The 18,518-nt window shown below is 67.6% G+C and carries 18 protein-coding genes; 16 read left to right on the top strand and 2 right to left on the bottom strand.

Going from position 1 to position 18,518, the window contains the following annotated elements:
* Positions 1–161 precede the first annotated feature (161 nt).
* On the bottom strand, positions 162–2,798 hold the full coding sequence (locus tag QM597_RS03475; protein WP_415003480.1) for a DUF6351 family protein: 2,637 nt from the start codon (positions 2,796–2,798) through the stop codon (positions 162–164).
* Between the two features lie 298 nt (positions 2,799–3,096).
* Positions 3,097–3,888, bottom strand: a complete 792-nt coding sequence (locus QM597_RS03470; protein WP_415003479.1) for a thioesterase family protein — start codon at positions 3,886–3,888, stop codon at positions 3,097–3,099.
* Positions 3,889–3,950: 62 nt separating this feature from the next.
* Between QM597_RS03470 and QM597_RS03465 the strand changes: the two genes are divergently transcribed.
* From QM597_RS03465 to QM597_RS03390, 16 genes are all read left to right on the top strand, one after another.
* The gene (locus tag QM597_RS03465; protein ID WP_415003478.1) at positions 3,951–4,208 is read left to right on the top strand and encodes a FitA-like ribbon-helix-helix domain-containing protein; all 258 of its coding nucleotides are present in this window, start codon (positions 3,951–3,953) and stop codon (positions 4,206–4,208) included.
* Positions 4,205–4,624: a type II toxin-antitoxin system VapC family toxin gene (locus tag QM597_RS03460; protein WP_415003477.1), complete on the top strand. Its 420-nt coding sequence runs from the start codon at positions 4,205–4,207 to the stop codon at positions 4,622–4,624. Before QM597_RS03465 ends, QM597_RS03460 begins: the two co-directional genes overlap by 4 nt.
* A gap of 31 nt (positions 4,625–4,655) precedes the next feature.
* Entirely contained in the window at positions 4,656–5,561 is a 906-nt protein-coding gene (gene dapA, locus QM597_RS03455) for a 4-hydroxy-tetrahydrodipicolinate synthase (RefSeq protein WP_415003476.1), read from the top strand.
* Between the two features lie 13 nt (positions 5,562–5,574).
* A complete protein-coding gene (locus tag QM597_RS03450) occupies positions 5,575–7,254 on the top strand; it encodes a ribonuclease J (RefSeq protein ID WP_415003475.1) in 1,680 nt (559 codons plus the stop codon).
* 512 nt (positions 7,255–7,766) lie between these two features.
* Positions 7,767–8,462 (top strand): hypothetical protein, encoded by a 696-nt coding sequence (locus tag QM597_RS03445; protein WP_415003474.1) that lies wholly within the window; start codon positions 7,767–7,769, stop codon positions 8,460–8,462.
* Positions 8,455–9,978: a hypothetical protein gene (locus tag QM597_RS03440; protein WP_415003473.1), complete on the top strand. Its 1,524-nt coding sequence runs from the start codon at positions 8,455–8,457 to the stop codon at positions 9,976–9,978. Before QM597_RS03445 ends, QM597_RS03440 begins: the two co-directional genes overlap by 8 nt.
* Before the next feature lie 269 nt (positions 9,979–10,247).
* Complete coding sequence (locus QM597_RS03435; RefSeq protein ID WP_415003472.1) at positions 10,248–10,967, top strand: sirohydrochlorin chelatase; 720 nt, start codon at positions 10,248–10,250, stop codon at positions 10,965–10,967.
* Between the two features lie 224 nt (positions 10,968–11,191).
* Positions 11,192–13,492 (top strand): DNA translocase FtsK, encoded by a 2,301-nt coding sequence (locus tag QM597_RS03430; protein ID WP_415003504.1) that lies wholly within the window; start codon positions 11,192–11,194, stop codon positions 13,490–13,492.
* Positions 13,489–13,932: a hypothetical protein gene (locus QM597_RS03425; protein ID WP_415003471.1), complete on the top strand. Its 444-nt coding sequence runs from the start codon at positions 13,489–13,491 to the stop codon at positions 13,930–13,932. The genes QM597_RS03430 and QM597_RS03425 overlap by 4 nt, the downstream gene beginning before the upstream one ends.
* Before the next feature lie 32 nt (positions 13,933–13,964).
* Positions 13,965–14,624, top strand: coding sequence for a CDP-alcohol phosphatidyltransferase family protein (locus QM597_RS03420; RefSeq protein ID WP_415003470.1), 660 nt, complete (start codon positions 13,965–13,967; stop codon positions 14,622–14,624).
* A gap of 3 nt (positions 14,625–14,627) precedes the next feature.
* The gene (locus tag QM597_RS03415) at positions 14,628–15,122 is read left to right on the top strand and encodes a CinA family protein (RefSeq protein WP_415003469.1); all 495 of its coding nucleotides are present in this window, start codon (positions 14,628–14,630) and stop codon (positions 15,120–15,122) included.
* A gap of 89 nt (positions 15,123–15,211) precedes the next feature.
* Positions 15,212–15,502, top strand: coding sequence for a helix-turn-helix domain-containing protein (locus QM597_RS03410; RefSeq protein WP_415003468.1), 291 nt, complete (start codon positions 15,212–15,214; stop codon positions 15,500–15,502).
* Positions 15,503–15,675: 173 nt separating this feature from the next.
* Positions 15,676–15,870, top strand: coding sequence for a DUF3046 domain-containing protein (locus QM597_RS03405; RefSeq protein WP_415003467.1), 195 nt, complete (start codon positions 15,676–15,678; stop codon positions 15,868–15,870).
* 168 nt (positions 15,871–16,038) lie between these two features.
* On the top strand, positions 16,039–17,139 hold the full coding sequence (recA, locus tag QM597_RS03400) for a recombinase RecA (RefSeq protein WP_415003466.1): 1,101 nt from the start codon (positions 16,039–16,041) through the stop codon (positions 17,137–17,139).
* 4 nt (positions 17,140–17,143) lie between these two features.
* A complete protein-coding gene (locus QM597_RS03395) occupies positions 17,144–17,656 on the top strand; it encodes a regulatory protein RecX (protein ID WP_415003465.1) in 513 nt (170 codons plus the stop codon).
* A gap of 290 nt (positions 17,657–17,946) precedes the next feature.
* Positions 17,947–18,405, top strand: a complete 459-nt coding sequence (locus QM597_RS03390) for a hotdog fold domain-containing protein (protein ID WP_415003464.1) — start codon at positions 17,947–17,949, stop codon at positions 18,403–18,405.
* Positions 18,406–18,518: the final 113 nt, after the last annotated feature.

Raw genomic sequence — 18,518 nt, 5'->3', positions numbered from 1 at the left:
GGTCGATGCCGCTCATTGAGGTGCGTAGCGAGGAACGAGCGGAGCCTCGAAATGAGCTGCGGGCGATCCCTTCGCCCTTCGAGGCTCGTCGCAAGCTCCTCGCACCTCAGGGACCGGCCACGGCACACAACCCCGATACATCAGCGGTTCTCGAGGTCCGTCTATCGGCGCGCTCTGAACTCCTCGCTGCGCCGTCGCAGCGTCAGGACGAGGCCGGCCTGGGCGAGGGCGAAGCCTGCGGCGAGCGCATAGATGAGCGTCCACGGCGCTCCGGTGCCGGGTAGGGCGTCGGCGGACGCGCCGACGTAGCCTCCACCGCCGGTGAGCAGGGTGCCGCTCGGATCGCCGGTCGATCCCGGTGGGTCGGAGGCAATCGTGCTGCCGGTGAACGGGGTCGACACCGGTGCGGCGGGCAGCGGCTCCCCGCCGTAGATCACCGAGCCGTCGGCGGCCTGATAGGTCATCCACGGCACGGTCTGGGCGAAGTTCGAACTCGGCTGGCTGTAGTCGCACACGCCGTCGGGGAAGACCGCCTGCAGGCGCGTCACCTGCTCTTCGCTCAACGTCTGGGGCGCGTAGTCGGCCGGATCGAAGGGCCGCAAGACGCAGTCGGAGTTGTCCGAATAGTTGCCGTCACCGGCCACGATGCGCGGACTGTCGAACTTGGTCTGGTACAGGTCGGTGCCAGGGCCGAGTCCGCACAGCGTCTCGGAGACCGGATCGACGATGAGGTGGGAGGCCGGGTCCAGGGCCGGGCGCAGGCCGTCGGCCAGATCGATGGCCCCGCCGGTCAGATCGGTGACGGCCGGATCGGTCAGCGGTAGGAAGATGCCGTCCTCGTCGGAGGTGCCGCTCAGGTTGCTACACCGGTCCTGGATGTTCTCGGCCTCGCGGGCCTGAACGATCTTCTGCGACAGGGGGACGTCGCGCTCGTCGGCCTCGACGGCGCTCAGCCAGCGGTCCATCTCCAGGAGGGCCTGCGTGCTGTAGCCCGGATCGCCGATGAGCGGAAACGCGCCGTACCAGATGACCTGGTTGTCGGCGTTTCCCTGTTCGCGGATCAGGCGGTCGCGGGTGACCCACGAGAACCGTGCGTCGTGCGCGACGCCCGGGTCGGGGCCGCGGTGGTCGATGATCGCGACCTCGGACAGGTTGGAAGCGGTGTTGAGCATGCCGCTGCGGTAGGCGTTCATCACCGCTGTCGGGTCCGCCTCGGTCCGTTCGGCCTGCGGCTGGATGTCGATCGTCAGGCCGCCAATGTCCTCGTTGAGGCTGACGAACTGCTCGGCGGTGATGAGGCCCTCTTTGAGGGCATTGAGTCCGTACTGGACGCCGACGTTGCCGAAGGGTAGGGCGGCGAAGCCACGGCCGGCCTGCTGCTCCTGCGCGGTCCACATGCTCGCATCGCGCGGGCCGAAGATGTTGATCGAGCCGTCGATGATCGAGCAGCGCACACCGGCCGGATTGGTCTGGGGGTTATACACGGTGCTCTCGTCGATGCCGGGGCAGAGCGTCGTGGGATCGGTGGCCTCCTTGTACAGCAACTCGTCAGCCATGATCGCGTTGAGATGGGACAGATGCCCTTCGACCGCAGCCCACTGCGGAGGGGTGAAGCCCGCCGACATTCCTTCGCTGCCCTCGAAGTACAGCCGCAGCAAGTGGGTGTCGGTGAACTCCAGGCCGGGGGTCAGCGCGTCAGGGAAGGAACAGGTGGTGATGAGGCCCTGGTAGATGCCCGGATAGGCGTTGGCGATGGTCTGTTGGGCGATCGATCCGCCCGAGCAGCCGCTGCCGATGGTGTAGCGCACTGATCCGTACGTCTCGATGAAGTGTTCCTTGGCCATCATCAGCGATTCGGCTCCGGACGCCACGCTGCAGTTGTGGCCGGTGTTGGACAGCGCCGTCGACATCATGGCGAAGCCCCGCGAGAGGGCGACGGTCGGGCTGTCGCCGACGGCATCGGCCAGGCCGTCGGGGAGGAAGAAGGTCAAAGTGCCGGAGTAGTCCTCCGTGGGTGCCAGGCCCGTACGGTGGGCGACGCCGCAGTTGCCGCCGTGCGGGATGAACAGTTTGCCGTTCCATTGCTCCTGCGGGTTCCAGCGCTCCCACTCCTGGTCGGGCTGCCAGAGCATCGCGATGCGGTACTGGTCGCGGTCCTGGTAGCCGGTCTCCACGCGGACGATGAATGGGACGGTGACGCCTTCGTCGGTCGTGGTGGTGGCGATGTCGGTGGGCGGGGCGGAGGGGTCGTAGTCCTGCAGGCCGTCCTTGGACGGGTCGGTCGACTTGTACTGCCAGGTGATCTGCGGCTCGGTGTTGCAGTCCTCGTCGACGGCTCCGTCCTGGCAGGCCCACGGCTCCAGTTGGGGTCCGGCGAAGATCGGCCCGCCGCGCGGGTGGTTGGTGATGGTCAGCCAGGCACCGCGGCCGTCGGGCAGTCGGGCGGTGAGTTCGTTGGACCCGAGCGCCAGGCCGGTGACGACGCCTTCGATCTGGCCATTGGGCCGCACCGCGAAGGCCGAGGTGACGTCGCGGTCGCCGTCGCCGGGGTCCTTGTGGCGGTCGGGGGCCAGCCAGACCCGCAGGTCGGCGACATCGGCATCGCTCGGCAGTGTGATGCGAACCAGGGCGTTGCCGTCGAAGACGAGATCGGCGCGGTTCGACAGCGTCTCCATCGTGATGACGTCCGTCGACGGGGCGGCCATCGCGGCTCCGGTCGGCAGCATTGTGCCGGACAGGGTGACGACGGCCAGTAGCGTCAGGAAGAGGCGGGACCGGCGAGGGGCATGTGACGACATGGGATGTCCTTCTGAGGGTCGCGCCTCGACTTTGATGTGACCGAGGCCACATCACGGTATCCGGCGGCCTCGTCAGCGTCAAGCGAACTTGGTCAAACATCCAACTTTGAAGCGGCGGTGGACGAACCCGGTCCCAGGAGCGTGCGAGCCTCGAAGCCTGCTGCGGTGGGTCATTTCGCCCTTCGAGGCTGCTCCTTCGTCGCAGCACCTCAGGACCCGGCTCGCAAGCTCGCACCTCAATGACCGGGTCCGCCTACTGGCGGAATCCCTGAGTTGAGGGGACTCCTCCGCCGCGAGATCAGGACAGGACCGCGATCTGGCGGCTCGTGGCGACGAGGTTGAGATCGCGGTCCCACAGGTGGACGTCCTCGTCGTGGAATCCGTCGATGACCTGCGAGGTGACGACCTCCATGAGCGCCCAGTCGGTCGAGCAGTGCCGCCAGAAATGCACCGTGAGCTGAATCGTCGAGGAGGCGATGTGCCCGAGTTCGGCGACGACCGGGGGATAGGCGTCGACGATGGCACCCGCAGCGAGGGAGTCGATCGGACGGCCGTCGGCGGGACGGATCCAGAACGCGGCCTCCGGCAGGCCGGACGGGTCGCCGGCCATCCAGCCGGGTGTCCCCACGTGGCGCGTGGTGTAACGGTCGGCAATGGGGATCGTGCCGACCGGCCAGTCGGCGAGGGGGTCGACTCCGGTCTCGGGAGTGCCGACGGCATCGCCCGGCAACGGCTCGCGCAGGTCGGAGGCGGGAGCGGCCGCGGCGTCGTGCAGGCTGATCGTCGCGTGGGCGATGGCCCGTTCGCCCTGGTGCAGCGCCACCGTGTAGCTGCTGACGAGCCGTCCCTCGCGCAGCGGGGTGACGGTGATCGTCGCCGGTCCGGGCCGCGTCGTGGCGAGATAGGTGACCGCCACCGACAGTGGGTCGGGCTTGGCGGACTCCTCCAGTGCGGCGCGCAACAGGATCGCCAGCAGATAGCCGCCGTTGGCCGTGCCCGCCGGGGTGTTCCAGTCGGAGTTCACGTCGAGGGCGCGCACGCCGGGCGAGACTGGGGACGACGCGGTGGCGCGGTCGAGTTCGTAGTCCATGCCCCCATGCTGCCACTAGCCACCGACGCGCATGCTAGCATTGATATCAGGAGGTGCTGTCAATGGCGACGATTACGGTGCGTCATCTCGATGATGAGGTGCGGGCGAGGCTTCGGATCCGTGCCGCAGGGCGCGGGCATTCGATGGAGGCCGAGGTCCGCGCGATCCTCACGGCCGCAGTCGCCGGGGAGGGGCGCCCGCGCGGCCGGAACGCCTTGATGGATCTGTACTGGGAGAGCCGAAGCGGTATGGAGGTCGATCTGCCGGTGCGTTCGGTCGAGGCACCCCGTGTCGACTTCGCAGAGGAGGCTTTCGGTTGATCGCTCTCGACACCAACGTCATCTCCGAACTGATGCGTGTCGAGCCGGACCAGCGAGTCATCGCCTGGGCGAGGGGCCTGGACGACCGAGACCTTGCGGTTCCGGCTCCGGTGCTGGCCGAGATATTCCGGGGCTTGCACAGGCTTGCGGCCGGAGCGCGTCGTCAACGCCTGGAGTGCGCACTGGACGCCTTCCTGGACCGGATCGACGACCGTCACCTGTTGGCATTCGATCCGCCTGCCGCAGTGGCGTTCGGCATCGTCATGGCCGAGGCCGAGCAGCGGGGCCGGAGCATGCCCACGATGGATGCGTTGATCGCCGCGACCTGCCGTTCTCATGCCGTGCCGTTGGCGACCAGGAACATTGATGACTTCGAAGGCGCGGGGATCGGCCTGGTCGATCCGTGGCGCCGCTGAGTCGCGTCTCTCGCGCGATAGCCTGAGGGTTATGACTTCGCCCCTTGCCACCGAGGCCGCGCCGTTCGGGCGCGTGCTCACCGCTATGGTCACGCCGTTCACCTCCGACGGCCAGGTCGACCTGGAGGCGGTGCAGAAGCTTGCGCGGCATCTGGTCGACTCCGGCAGCGACGGCATCGTCGTCAGCGGCACCACGGGCGAGTCGGCCACCACCACCGGCGAGGAGGACGGCCGCACGCTGGCTGCCGTCCTGGAGGCGGTCGGCGACGACGCCACGGTCATCGCGGGCGTCGGCACCAACGACACCCGGCACAGCGTCGAGTTGACCGAGCAGGCCGTCAAGGTCGGCGCACACGGCCTGCTGCTGGTGACGCCGTACTACAACAAGCCGCCGCAGGCGGGCATCATCGCCCATGCGAGAACCGTCGCCGACGCCGCCGGTGACGTGCCGATCATGCTCTACGACGTGCCTCACCGCACGGGCCTGCAGATCGCCTACGAGACGTATCTGGAACTCGAAGGCGACGAGCGTTTCCTCGCGATCAAGGACGCCACCGGCGACCTGGAGCGCGGGGCCAGGCTGATCGGCCAGACGCGCTACGCGGTCTACTCCGGCGACGACTCGATCTGCCTGCCCTGGTTCGCCCTCGGCGCCGTCGGCGTCGTCAGCGTCGCGTCGCACGCCGTGGCACGGGAGTACGCCGACATGATCCGGGCGGTCGACGCCGGCGACCTCGTTGCGGCACGCGACCTGAGCACGCGGCTCCTGCCGGTGCTCGCCGGACTCGGCGTCACCCAGGGCGCCATCACCTCGAAGGTCGCGTTGAAGCTGCTCGGGGTGCTGGAGCACGACACGGTCCGCTCGCCGCTCGTGCCGGCCACGCCCGACGAGGTCGAGGCGGTCCGCGCGGGCCTGGCTGCGGCCGGTCTGCTCTGAGACGGGGGAACACATGAGCCACCTGCATCTGGACCTGCCCGCCCCCCCGCCGCTGCCCGAGGGAGCACTGCGCGTCTTCGCCCTCGGCGGCCTCGGCGAGGTCGGCCGCAACATGACCGTGTTCGAGTTCGGCGGCAAACTGCTCGTCATCGACTGCGGCGTGCTGTTCCCCGACGAGCACCACCCCGGCGTCGACCTGATCCTGCCGGACTTCGGCCCGATCCGTGACCGTCTCGACGACATCGTCGCGGTCGTGCTGACGCACGGGCACGAGGACCACATCGGCGCGGTGCCGTACCTGCTGCGCGAGCGCGACACGATCCCGGTCGTCGGGTCCCGGCTGACGCTGGCGCTGGTCGATCCGAAACTGCGCGAGCACAAGCTCAAAGAGGTGCCCAAGCACATCGTCAGCGAGGGCGACGTCCTCGACCTCGGGCCGTTCTCGTGCGAGTTCGTCGCGGTCAACCACTCGATCCCCGACGCTCTGGCGGTGGCGGTCACGACCCCGGCGGGCGTCGCGCTGCACACCGGCGACTTCAAGATGGACCAGTTGCCGCTCGACGGGCGCATCACCGACCTGCGGGCCTTCGCGCGGCTCGGCGAGGCCGGCGTCGACCTGTTCCTCACCGACTCGACCAATGCCGACGTTCCCGGCTTCACGACCCCCGAGCGCGACATCACCCCGGCCATCGACGCGGTCTTCGCGCGCAGCACCCAGCGCATCATCGTGGCCTCCTTCGCCTCGCACGTGCATCGTGTCCAGCAGGTGCTCGACGCGGCCGCCAAGCACGGCCGGAAGGTCGCCTACGTCGGGCGTTCGATGGTGCGCAACATGCAGATCGCGCGCGATCTGGGCTACCTCAAGGTGCCCGACGGCGTCGTGGTCGACAAGATCGACGCCGCGCCGCCGGAGAAGATGGTCCTGATGTCGACCGGCTCCCAGGGCGAGCCGATGGCCGCGCTGTCGCGCATGGCCAATCGCAGTCACCAGCAGGTGCAGTTGGAGCCGGGTGACACCGTGCTGCTCGCGTCCTCGCTGATCCCGGGCAACGAGAACGCCGTCTACCGGGTCATCGACGGCCTGACCAAGCTCGGTGCCAACGTCGTTCACAAGGGCAACGCGCTGGTACACGTCTCGGGTCACGCCTCGGCCGGGGAGCTGCTGTACTGCTACAACATCGTCAAGCCGACCAATGTCATGCCGGTACACGGCGAGATCCGTCATCTGCACGCCAACGGGGCGCTCGCGCGCAAGACCGGCGTGCCGAACGTGCTGCTGGCCGAGGACGGCTATGTCATCGACCTCATCGACGGCCACGCCGAGATCACCGGCGCCTACGACTGCGGCTATGTGTACGTCGACGGCTCATCGGTCGGCGACATCTCCGATTCGGACCTCAAAGACCGCCGGGTTCTCGGCGAGGAGGGGTTCATCTCGGCGGTCGTGGTGATCGACTCCACGCGCGGCACCATCGTCTCGGGTCCGGAGATCCACGCGCGCGGCCTGGCCGAGGACGACAGCGTCTTCGACGCCATCGTGCCGAAGATCGTCGGTGCGCTGGAGGACGCCCTGGCCGACGGTACCCGTGATACGCGCCAGTTGCAGCAGGTGGTGCGCCGCACGCTCGGCTCGTTCGCGGGCCGCCGGCTGCGACGACGCCCGATGATCGTTCCTATCGTCGTGGAGGCCTGACCGGCTGGTCGGGGTGACACGAGGGGGCGGTCATGGAACTGCCACGGGGGATGGAGCCGACCGGCAGTGACGGGTCCGGGTTCGGAGTCAAGGTCAATCGGGTCCTGATCTCGATTGCCGTCGCCGTCGCCAGATCGCATTTGACAGCGGCCGCGCGACAACGCCCTCGGGTTCACTGCTGGAAGATTCGCGGAGTTGACGACATTCAACGACGACCGTCGACGTGGGCGAGTTCGGGCAGCGTGCCGCCTGCCGGTCGCTGAGGTGCACCCTTCGAGGCACCGCTCGTTCCTCGCTGCGCACTGGGGGTACCTCCCGCTTGCGGGGGACAATGAGCGGCCTCGACCTAAAATCAGCAGATCCCTACGACAAGATCCTTTCGTCACGGCGGCGCGTCGTTGCGCATGGACCGTGTGAACCCGATTTGCGATCAGTTCGGTGTGGGACGCGGTGATGTCGGACCCGGCCGATAGCCTGAGAGCGGCACGGACGGCCACCGACCTGGAGAACTAATGCCCTCACTGTCCCCCCTGACACTCGATCTCTTCCACGGGGCAGCCACGTCCTTCGCAACCGAACTCGCAGCCACCCCCTTACCTGACCTCTATGCCGTAACGGATGGTAAGGCTGTCGGGACGAAGGTCGAAGCAATGTTCAAGGAGTACCTGCAGGCGCGGTTCCAGATCGAGGTGGGGAACGCAGCAAAGGGCCTTGACTTCCCCTCCCTCAACACGGACTTGAAGGTGACGTCTCTCAGGCAGCCTCAATCGTCCTGCCCCTTCAAGGCAGCCACTCAGAAGATCTACGGACTCGGGTACAACCTGTTGGTTGTGGTCTATGTGAAGTCCGACAACGCCTCGGAGCGTGCCGCGTATCTGGACATCCAGCACGTCATCTACATCGACCAATCGAGGACCAGTGACTTCACGCTAACCAAACAAATTCGCGAGATCGTTCATGCGATGGGATCGGAGGTCGGTGGGCGTGAAATTGCGATCGAAGATCTCGACGCCCTGCTCCAAGACAAGAACGTTCCTCTGGACGAAGTCAGTCGTCGTCGGCTCGCAGAGCGTCTCGTTGACGAGCCTCCCGAGCAGGGCGTCCTGACGATCTCGAATGCTTGGCAGTGGCGACTTCAGTACGGTCGGGCCATCAGCACGGCGGCCGCCGGATCTAACTCTCCCGAGGTGGTGGACCTGCGTGCCTAACAAGGAGTTCGGTGACTTCCAGACTCCGATCGCACTAGCCGAGCAATGTTTGCGGCTTCTCGAGCTGCCTGACTCGGCTCGGGTGCTTGAACCAACTTGCGGGACCGGGAGTTTCCTTCAGGCGGCCGCACTCTTAAGCCCAGGCTCAGAGCGCGTTGGAATCGAGATTCAGTCACAACACGCAGAACTCGCATCGAAGTGGGGCAGGGTGCAGGTCGGCAACATCTTCGAGACCGACCTTTCGACAACCGTCAGTTGGGATTCGGAAACGCCCCTATTCGTCATCGGGAATCCTCCCTGGGTCACGTCGGCGGAACTCAACCGCTTGGACTCCGACAACCTCCCGCCCAAGGAGAACTTCAAGGGCGCGAAGGGTCTCGACGCGATGCTGGGTTCATCCAACTTTGATGTGTGTGAGTACATCATCTTGAAGACCATCAACGAGTGCAGGAGCGAGCAGTTCACGCTGGGGATGCTGTGCAAGACACAAGTGGCACGCAACGTGGTGGAGTACGCGGCAGCGGCCAAAATCCCCATCACCGAATCCCACATCTACCGCATCGACGCGATGAAGTGGTTCGAGGCCGGGGTCGACGCCTGCTGGTTCGTCGTTTCTGTTGACCCCGCCGAACCCTGCGATTACACCTGCGAAGTGCATTCGGACGTGTTCGAGCCGCGTGTGACGGAATCCCGCTTCGGCGTTGTCGACGGCCTGCTTGTATCCGACGTGGACGCCTACCTTGTCGTCCGTCGGGCCGACGGGGTGTGTCCCTACGAGTGGCGGTCTGGACTCAAACACGATGCGTCAGGCGTCTTCGAGTTGATCGCTACACCTAGTCCAACAACCAAGTCGGGCCGGCGGCTTGATCTTGAGATGGACTACGTTCTTCCCTTCTTGAAGAGCACAGACATCTTCCGCGGACGGCACCAAGAGTTGAGCAAATGGGTGATCGTGCCACAGAAGACGTTCGGTGCCGAGACCACGTCGCTGCAGCACGTCGCTCCTCGTCTGTGGGCCTACCTCACCGAGAATGCGCCCGCGCTGGATGGCCGCAAGTCCTCGATCTATCGAAACAGGCCGCGTTTTTCCGTGTTCGGCCACGGTGAATACACGTACGCGCCGTACAAGGTCGCCGTGTCGGGATTGCACAAGGAGCCGGTGTTTCGCCTCGTGACCCCGCTGGAGGGCAGGCCCGTCGTGTTGGATGACACCTGCTACTTCATACCGTTTGATGACCCGACGGAGGCCGCAGTCGTTGCCGCCACTATGGGTAGCCCGGAATGCGCGGCGCTGATTCAGTCACTCGTCTTTTGGGACTCGAAGAGGCCCCTGACCAAGAAACTTCTCGCGCGCATCGACCTCGGCCAACTTCCGGTGGACTCTGTAGCGGTCTGCGCCGACGCCGCAAGGATCGCGGCCGCTGCGCGCATCCCGTTCGACGAGTTTCGAGCGAAGAACGTGTTGTCCAACTTCGGTCCTCTGTCGACCCCGCAGCGGGAACTTGCGCTCTTCTGAGCCGAACATCGCCCAAGAGCGAATCAGTAGTGCTGCCTTGAGGGAACCCGCCATTGCAAGCTTCGGAGGCCCGTTCGTTCCTCGAAGGGCGCACCTCGGCCAGCGGCAAACACTCCCGATAGGTCGCGAACGTGCGGCCGGGCGGCTCGTGCGCCGCAGGGCCACCGCCTGCACATTGTCACGGTCTCGACCTCATCGGGACATCGCCGCGAAACACGGGGTGCCGAGGCTGGAACAGTGGATGCGGCAGGCCGGGTGCAGGGGGAGTCGTGGCGAGTCGAGCGTTGATCGTGGCCGCGCCGGGCACGCAGCATGCGGTGGGCCGCGCGGGCATCTCCCGGCTGGTCAACGCGATCCGGCGCGAGGCGCACGGCTTGGACGTGCTGGACGCCTACGTCGAGCAGCAGTCGCCGAGCGTGGCCGATGTCGTGCGTACCAGCGCAGGACCGCGGGCGGTGGTACCGCTGTTCCTCACCCGTGACGCGCGCCTGCTGCACGCTCTCGCAGCTGCGGCGCGACCTGATCCGTCCATCGGGCTGACCGCGCCCATCGGGCCTGACTGGGTGCTCGCCGAGATCGGCGTGCAGCGGCTCATCGAAGCAGGTGCGCGGCCGGGGGACTCCCTCGTCCTGGCCGCCGGGTCGGTGCGGGACGCCGCAGCACTGGACGACGTCAGCCAGGCGGCCCGGCTGCTCAGCGCGGTGTGGGGCGGACGGGTGCACGTTGGTGCGCTGTCCGGCCTCGATACCTCGCTGGCCGACGCCGTCGACATTGCTCGCGCTTACGGCAAACGTGTCGTGGTCAGTTCCTATGTGCTGACCGCCGGGTCCGCCTACGACCGGATCAGCGCTTGCGGAGCCGATGTGGTCACCGCACCGCTTGTGCCCGACGGTGCCCCTGATCCCCGGCTTGTCGCCCTGGTCCTGCAGCGGGCGCGCACCCGGTCGGCGGGCGGCGTCGACGACGACCGGCCAGTGGTCCACCGATGAGGACGACGCGCCCGGTGCCCCGCGCCCCAATGCACTCTAAGCCTCCACTTTTGCTTTAGGCTTCCGACATGGCGACCCGAACGACTTCCCCGCCGCGCAAGCGGCCGTCCGGTTCCCAGGCCCGTAGCCGTACCTCCGGCAACAAGAGCCCGGCCCGAACGCCAGCTAAACGCAGACCGGCCTCCGCGAAGACTGCGGGGGGTTCCTCGCCTGCCGTGGTGACGATGATCGGTCGCGCGCTGCGGGCGATCTGGCTCGGTATTGCCGCAGTGGTCGGTGCCGTCGTCCGCTCCATCGGGCGCGGTGCCCGCGACCTCGACCCGGCCCACCGGCGCGACGGCGTCGGCCTGCTGATCGTTGCGGTCGCTATCGTCACGGCGGCCTCGACGTGGTGGCGTATCCCGGGTCCGGTCGGCCAGACGGTCCGCCAGATCTGTGAGAGCAGCGTCGGTGTGCTGGCCGGGGCCGTCCCCGTCGTGTTCGCCGTGATCGCCTGGCGGACGCTGCGTCACCCCGAGGCCCAAGGTCCCGCGGGCCGCCAGGTGATCGCCTGGAGCGCCGTCAGTGGCGGCGTGCTGGGCCTAGTGCACCTGGCCCACGGCGTCCCGCGACCCGACGACATGACTGCGGTCCGCGAAGCCGGCGGTGCCCTGGGATTCTTGTTCTCGGCGGTGCTGGTCGACCTGTTGCGCTCGCCGTACGTCGCGGCCCCGCTGCTGGCCCTGCTGGTGGCCTTCGGTGCGCTGATCCTGGCCAACACGCCCGTCTACGCCATCCCCGGACGGTTGCGTGAGGTCCGCGACCGGCTGCTGGGCGGTCGCCGGCCCGCTGCGGAACGGCCGGTCAAGCAGCCCGCGCCGCGTCGTCATCCGCGGACCGCGCCGGTGCCGGCCGACGAGCCGTTCGAGGACCCGCTGGTCGACGGTCCCGACGACATCGAGCCGGTCGTCGAACCGGACACCCATCGTCGCCCCGACCTCGCCGACGAGGCACCCGCCGAGGTGCCGCCGATGGAGCCGCTGCCGGCCCGCGCCGAGCAGCTCGAACTCGCCGGCGACATCGTCTACTCGCTGCCCGACAGCACGGTCCTGCGCGAGGGCACGCCGCACAAGGCCCGCAGCAAGGCCTCCGACGAGGTCGTCGACCGGCTGACGGAAGTCCTGGAGCAGTTCAAGATCGACGCGCGGGTCACCGGCTACACCCGTGGCCCGACGGTGACCCGCTACGAGGTCGAACTCGGCCCGGCGGTCAAGGTCGAGAAGGTCACCGCGCTCGGCAAGAACATCGCCTACGCCGTGGCCTCCAACGAGGTCCGCATCCTCAGCCCGATCCCCGGCAAGTCCGCCATCGGCGTTGAGATCCCCAATGCCGACAAGGAGATGGTCAGCCTCGGTGACGTGCTGCGCTCGGCGAAGGCGCGCGGCGACCATCACCCGATGGTGATCGGCCTGGGCAAGGATGTCGAGGGCGGCTACGTCGTGGCGAACCTGGCCAAGATGCCGCACCTGCTGGTGGCCGGTGCCACCGGTTCGGGCAAGTCGAGCTTCGTTAACTCGATGATCTCCTCGGTGCTCATGCGGTCGACGCCCGACGAGGTGCGCATGATCCTGGTCGACCCGAAGCGGGTCGAGCTGACCGCCTATGAGGGCATCCCGCACCTCATCACGCCGATCATCACCAACCCGAAGAAGGCCGCCGAGGCGCTGCAGTGGGTCGTGCGCGAGATGGAGTTGCGTTACGACGACCTGGCCGCGTACGGCTTCCGCCACGTCGACGACTTCAACAAGGCCGTCCGCACCGGCGCGGTCAAGCCCCTTCCGGGCAGCGAACGGGTCCTAGCCCCGTATCCGTACCTGCTGGTCGTGGTCGACGAGCTGGCCGACCTGATGATGGTCGCCCCGCGCGACGTCGAGGATTCGGTCGTGCGCATCACCCAGCTGGCGCGCGCCGCCGGCATACACCTGGTGCTGGCGACGCAGCGGCCGTCGGTCGATGTCGTCACCGGCCTCATCAAGGCCAATGTGCCCAGCCGCCTGGCGTTCGCCACCAGTTCGCTGGCCGACAGCCGGGTCATCCTCGACCAGCCGGGTGCCGAGAAGCTGGTCGGCCAGGGCGACGGCCTGTTCCTGCCGATGGGGCACAGCAAGGCGATGCGCATGCAGGGTGCCTGGATCACCGAGGCGGAGATCGCCGCAGTCGTCACGCACTGCAAGGGGCAACTGGAACCGGTCTACCGCGAGGACGTCACGGCACCGGCGCAGAACAAGCGTGAACTCGACGACGACATCGGCGACGATCTCGATCTGGTCATCCAGGCCGTCGAGTTGGTTGTCACGACCCAGTTCGGCTCGACCTCGATGCTGCAGCGCAAGCTGCGGGTCGGCTTCGCCAAGGCCGGGCGGCTTATGGACATCATGGAGAGTCGCGGGATCGTCGGCCCGAGCGAGGGATCCAAGGCGCGTGACGTCCTGGTCAAGCCCGACGAACTCGAACAGGTGCTGGCGACGATCGGAAGCGAAGGATGAACGAGGAAGCGCCCTTCGAGATCCACCGTCGCGTCGGCCTCTATGCGATCTTGGCGCTGTCCTGCCTGGCCGTGGCCGCAGGCTTCGCGTGGTACGCGCTCGCCCGGCCCGAGCAGCTGCTGTGGATCGCGGTGGCGGTGCTGGTCGTCCTCGCCCTGACCCTGCTGCGCGGCACCGTCGATCCGCGCACGCCGCTGTTCGTCGCCGATGACCACGGGGTGCGCCAGCAGACCGAGCACGGCTGGGTCGGGCTGCTTTGGGAGGAGATGGGCGGGATCCGCGTGGAGCCGCGGTCGGGACTGTGCCGCGACGCCCGGATCAGGGTCAGCAGCCTGGACGGGGACCGGATCTACTCGACGCCGGTCGGCCTGGCGACGAACGTCGCCTTCGACAAGGCGGCGGCCGAGTTGGCACGACGTCGCGGTGTGGCCCCATACTGAAACTCGCAACCCCCGCCGCCTGAAAGGCCCCCATGCCCGAGCAGAGTCACGATCCGGCAACGTCGGCACCGCCGAGCAACCTGAATATCGCCAACGCGCTGACCGTCCTGCGCATCGCCGGGGTTCCCCTGTACGGCTGGCTGCTGCTGACTTCCGGTGTCACCGAGACGGCCGGTGGCGACACCGCCATGCGGGTGTGGGCGTTCGTCGCCTTCGCCTTGTTGATGATTACCGACCGGATCGACGGCGATCTCGCCCGCAGCCGCAACCTGGTCACCGATTTCGGCAAGCTCGCCGATCCCATCGCCGACAAGGCGCTGACCGGCATGGCCTTCATCGGCCTGGCGATCATCTTCGACCATTGGCTGTTCTGGGCCGTGGCGATCCTGACGCTGGTGCGCGAGTGGGGCATCACGGTCATGCGGCTGTTCATCACGAAGTACGGCGTCATGCCGGCGAGCCAGGGCGGCAGGATCAAGACGACCCTGCAAGCCGGGGCGCTGGGCTTGTACTCGTTGCCGCTGGAGATCTGGGACACCACGGCCAGCACGGTCGCCTTCTGGCTGGCGGGCGTCTTTCTCGCCGTCGCCTTCGTCATCACGATGGTCACGGGGGTGCAGTACATCCTCGACGCGCGCGCGCTGCGGGCCGAATGGCTGTCGACGCCCCGCAGCGCGAGCGAGAACTCCTAGGCCGTGGGGGCTGCGGGCGCGGTGGCGCTCGTCGAGGAGTTGGCCGGTCGCGGGCTGAGCGTGGCGACCGCCGAGTCGCTGACCGGGGGACTGCTGTGCAGCGCGCTGGTCGACGTGCCGGGGGCCTCGGCCGTGGTCCGCGGGGGCGTCGTGGCCTACGCGGCGGAGGTCAAGGAGCGGGTGCTGGGCGTGCCGGGGTCGCTGATCGAGCGGGTCGGCACGGTGGACGCGCAGGTGGCTCGCGCGATGGCCGAGGGGGTGCGTGCGCGGCTCGGGGCCGACCTCGGGCTGTCGACGACCGGCAACGCCGGACCGGAGCCGTCGGAGGGCAAGCCGGTGGGCCGGGTTCACATCGCCGTCGCGGCTCCGGCGGGCACGCGGGACTGGGAGTTGGACCTGGTCGGCGACCGCGGGCAGATACGCCGGGGGGCGGTCGATGCGGTGTTGTCGTATGCACTCGCTACGCTGGCCCACGAAGGGCACCCTCACGGGGGATGATTCCCGGTGCGGCCGGGGTTGTGTCTCGTAAGCGTCCCGGAGCGACCGTAGGCGAGCCACCCGAGGAGGTGACCTGGACGATGACCCCGATGCGACAGTTGGTGGGCGAGGCGTTGCGTGCCCGCCGGGCCGAGCAGGGCCTTACACTGCGCGAGGTGTCGGGTCGGGCACGGGTCAGCCTGGGGTATATCTCCGAGGTCGAGCGCGGCCAGAAGGAGGCGAGTTCGGAGTTGCTCGCCGCCCTGGCCGAGGCGCTCGACGTTCCCCTGTCGGGCCTGCTGCGCGATGTCGCCGATCAGTTGGAGATCCACGAGGTCGGCTCGCGCCTGGCCAGCGTCTCGCCGATCAGTTCCGACGAGGTGCGGGTCTCCGCCGCCTGACCTGGCGTGACGCAATCCCTCAGGTTACTGTGAGCTGGCTCGCTGACGGTATGCGCCTATTGGCTCATGTGGGTCCTCCGTCCTCGGGTGGGCTGGGCACGACTCTGGAGCCTCACGTCACGTGAGGGTCACGTCTGCTGCGCCCGGCTGGGGTGACGTGCGATGCTGAGCGCATGCGGCACAGCGAGTTCTGGGAGCGGATGGACCTGCATCTCGGCGCGGCCTACGCCCGGCTCTGGGCCGACACGCAGGTTATCGACGTGCTCGATCACCGCACCCCGTCCGAGGCGCTCGACGCCGGCGTGGCACCCAAGCAGGTGTGGCGTGCGGTCCACGAGCGACTTCAGCTGCCCGCGTCCGAGCGCTGAGGCCCCGGCGTGTCGCCAGTAATCGAACGGATGTTCGCTGTAGGTTTGTCCACAGGTTGACGCCCGCGAGAGAAACTTGTCCACAGGCGGATCGATGAGGTCCGAAAATGTCCGTGGTCTCTCGTAGCGTCGAAGATGCCTGGCCACCTACGACAGAACGGACTTCTGATGCCTCCCAAGACAGCCACCGCTCCCGTGACCCGCCTGACCGGCGAGGGTTCTTCGGCCGACCAGCGGGCCAAAGCCATCGACAACGCCATCGCTCAGATCGACCGCGCCCACGGCAAGGGTGCCGTCATGCGCCTCGGTGAGCGCGGGCGCGCCAAGATCGACGTCATCCCCACCGGTGCCACCGCCCTCGACGTCGCCCTCGGCATCGGCGGCCTGCCGCGCGGGCGCATCGTCGAGATCTACGGCCCGGAGTCCTCGGGTAAGACCACGGTCGCCCTGCATGCGGTGGCCAACGCCCAGAAGAACGGCGGCGTCGCGGCCTTCATCGACGCCGAGCACGCCCTCGATCCGGAGTACGCGCGCAAGCTGGGCGTCGACACCGACGCGCTGTTGGTGTCCCAGCCCGACTCCGGCGAGCAGGCCCTCGAGATCGCCGACATGCTGATCCGTTCCGGCGCACTCGACATCATCGTCATCGACTCGGTCGCCGCCCTGGTGCCGCGTGCCGAGATCGACGGCGAGATGGGCGACAGCCACGTCGGCCTGCAGGCCCGCCTGATGAGCCAGGCGTTGCGCAAGATGACCGGTGCCATCAACGGCTCGGGCACCACGGCGATCTTCATCAACCAGTTGCGCGAGAAGATCGGCGTTATGTTCGGCTCGCCCGAGACCACCACGGGCGGCAAGGCGCTCAAGTTCTACGCCTCGGTGCGCCTGGACGTGCGCCGGATCGAGACCCTGAAGGACGGTACCGACATGGTCGGCAACCGCACCAAGGTCAAGATCGTCAAGAACAAGCTCGCCCCGCCGTTCAAGGTCTGCGAGTTCGACATCATGTACGGCCAGGGCATCAGCCGTGAGGGCAGCCTGATCGACGTCGGTGTCGACGCGGGCCTGATCCGCAAGGCGGGTGCCTGGTACACCTACGAGGGCGATCAGCTCGGGCAGGGCAAGGAGAACGCCCGCAACTTCCTGCGGGACAACCCCGACCTTGCCGTGGAGATCGAGACCCGCATCAAGGAGCATCTGGGCGTGGGTGTCGATGCCGCCGAGGAGCAGCCCGACGAGGGTGGCACGGTCACGGAAGTCGACTTCTAGGCCGATGGACGAGGCCGCCGAACTCGATCCGGAGCAGGCGTACGTGCTGGCGAAGAAGGTCGTGTACGACCGTCTGGCCGAACGTTCGCACAGCCGCGCCGATCTCGAGCGGGCACTGGCCAAGCGGCGAGTGCCCGCCGAGATGGCGGCGGCGGTCCTGGACCGTTTCGAGGCTGCCGGGTTGGTCGATGACGAGGTCTTCGCCCGGTCGTGGATCGAAGGTCGGCAGCGCGGCAAAGGGCTGGCGTCACGAGCGTTGGCTGCGGAGTTGCGTAGCAAGGGCGTCGACGACGAGGTTGCGCGCCGCGCGCTGGCCGAGATCGACCCCGACGCCGAACGGCAGGCCGCGCATGAGCTGGTCCAGCGCAAGCTGCGTTCGATGCGCGGCCTGGGCGAGCAGGTCCAGACCCGTCGCCTCGTCGGCCTGCTCGCGCGCAAGGGCTACCCACCCGGTCTGGCCTACGAGGTGGTTCGCACCGAACTCGGCACCGACGCCGAACCCCTCGAGTCGATGTAGCACGGTCGAGATAGGTAACTGCTACGAGACTTTAGAACCCGCGAGGAACGAAGCCTGTGGTGGCGGGTCATTTCGAGGTGTGCTGCGCGGATCCTGGGGTGCCCCGACGAAGGAGGGGCCTCGAAGGGCGCACCTCAATGACCGGCTCCGCCTATCTGCGGAACCTCTTATAGAGATTCTGCCAATAGGTGCTGAGCGGTGATATCGCGAAGGCATCTCCAGGTAGACCGGGACCTGTGTCACGTCGTCACCGTCCGTGCCGACCTATTACCCGTTGGTAGCCTTGGCGCATGTCGAAGCTCCACGACCTGTACACGAAGACCGCCGGCCTGCCGCAGGGCAAGCGTCTGTTCTCCCTCGCCTACGGCCAGGCGGCACCGTACTTCTCCACGATCCACATGCAGGTCCGTGAGATGAAGCCGCACTACGGCCAGTTGGTGATCCCGAAGCGCCGTGGCGTGAAGAACCACATCGGCACCGTCCACGCCATCGCGGTGTGCAATGGTTTGGAGGCCGCGATGGGCCTGCTCGCCGAGGCCACCTGCCCGAAGGACTCGCGTTGGCTGCCCAAGGGGATGGAGGTCGAGTACCTCGCCAAGTCCACCTCTGCGATCACCTGCACGGCCGAGTCGACCCCCGAGGCGTGGGAGAACGGCCCGGACGTCCCGGTCACGGTGACCGCCACCCGCGAGGACGGCACCGTGGTCGTCCAGGGCACCATCCACCTCTGGGTCACCGCGAAGAAGTAGGGGGTTCACGGAGAGTCCCGCTGGCTGAAGTGTGCCCTTCGAGGCTCGGCCGCAAGCGGCCTCGCACCTCAGGGACCGCTTCTCGTACCTCAGGACCCGTGAGGAACGAGCGG

The sequence above is a fragment of the Aeromicrobium sp. genome (assembly GCF_047607065.1).
In the GTDB taxonomy this organism is placed as follows: Bacteria; Actinomycetota; Actinomycetes; order Propionibacteriales; family Nocardioidaceae; genus Aeromicrobium.
This window is presented reverse-complemented; position numbering and strand designations above follow the sequence as displayed.